Genomic DNA, 978 nt, shown 5'->3' on the forward strand with positions numbered 1-978 from the left:
GGAATTCCGGCGCTTGATATTATTACGAAGGGCCTTTCCGTTGGAATGAAAATTGTCGGTGACAAGTTCGAAGCCGCCGAGATTTTCCTGCCCCAGATCATGATGTCTGGAAAAGCAATGAGCAATGCAATGGAAGTTCTTACCCCTGAACTTGAAAAGAACAAAAAAGCAGGAGAAGAAGCTGGACTTGCAATTACTTTTGTTGCAGAAGGAGATATTCACGACATTGGTCACAGGCTTGTTACCACCATGCTTGGAGCAAACGGGTTCCAGATCCTTGATATGGGAGTTGACGTCCTGAATGAAGATGTTGTAGAAGAGGCTGCAAAGCACAAAGGAGAAAAAGTTCTCTTAGTGGGCTCAGCCCTTATGACCACCTCTATGCTCGGTCAGAAAGACCTGATGGACAGGCTCAGAGAAGAAGACCTAAGGGACAGTGTAAAGTGCATGTTCGGAGGAGCTCCTGTATCTGATAAATGGATTGACGAGATAGGAGCAGATGCAACTGCAGAAAACGCTGCCGAAGCTGCAAAAGTTGCACTTGTAGTAATGAAATAATCCTGGGAGGCAAAAGAAAATGACATTTAGAAAATCATTTGACTGCTATGACTTTTATGACAGGGCAAAAGTAGGAGAAAAGTGCACCCAGGACGACTGGGACCTAATGAGGATCCCGATGAAGGCAATGGAACTCAAGCAGAAATACGGGCTTGATTTCAAGGGAGAGTTTGTCCCGACAGACAAGGAAATGATGGAAAAACTCTTCAATGCAGGATTTGAGATGCTCCTTGAGTGCGGAATTTACTGTACGGATACTCACAGGATTGTAAAGTACACTGAAGACGAAATCTGGGATGCAATTAACAACGTGCAGAAAGAATTCGTGCTCGGAACTGGCAGAGATGCAGTAAACGTAAGAAAGAGAAGTGTTGGTGACAAGGCAAAGCCAATCGTGCAGGGTGGACCGACTGGGTCTCC

2 protein-coding genes are annotated in these 978 nt (G+C 45.4%); both read left to right on the top strand.

The window, feature by feature from the left end; translation table 11 throughout:
• The coding region (locus tag ASJ81_RS13600; protein WP_141241730.1) for a methyltransferase cognate corrinoid protein at positions 1-558 on the top strand (558 nt) is incomplete at its 5' end.
• 19 nt (positions 559-577) lie between these two features.
• A partial coding sequence (locus ASJ81_RS13605) for a monomethylamine:corrinoid methyltransferase (RefSeq protein WP_141241731.1) occupies positions 578-978 on the top strand: 401 nt, incomplete at its 3' end.

This window comes from Methanosarcina spelaei (genome assembly GCF_002287235.1).
GTDB classification, from domain to species: Archaea; Halobacteriota; Methanosarcinia; order Methanosarcinales; family Methanosarcinaceae; genus Methanosarcina; species Methanosarcina spelaei.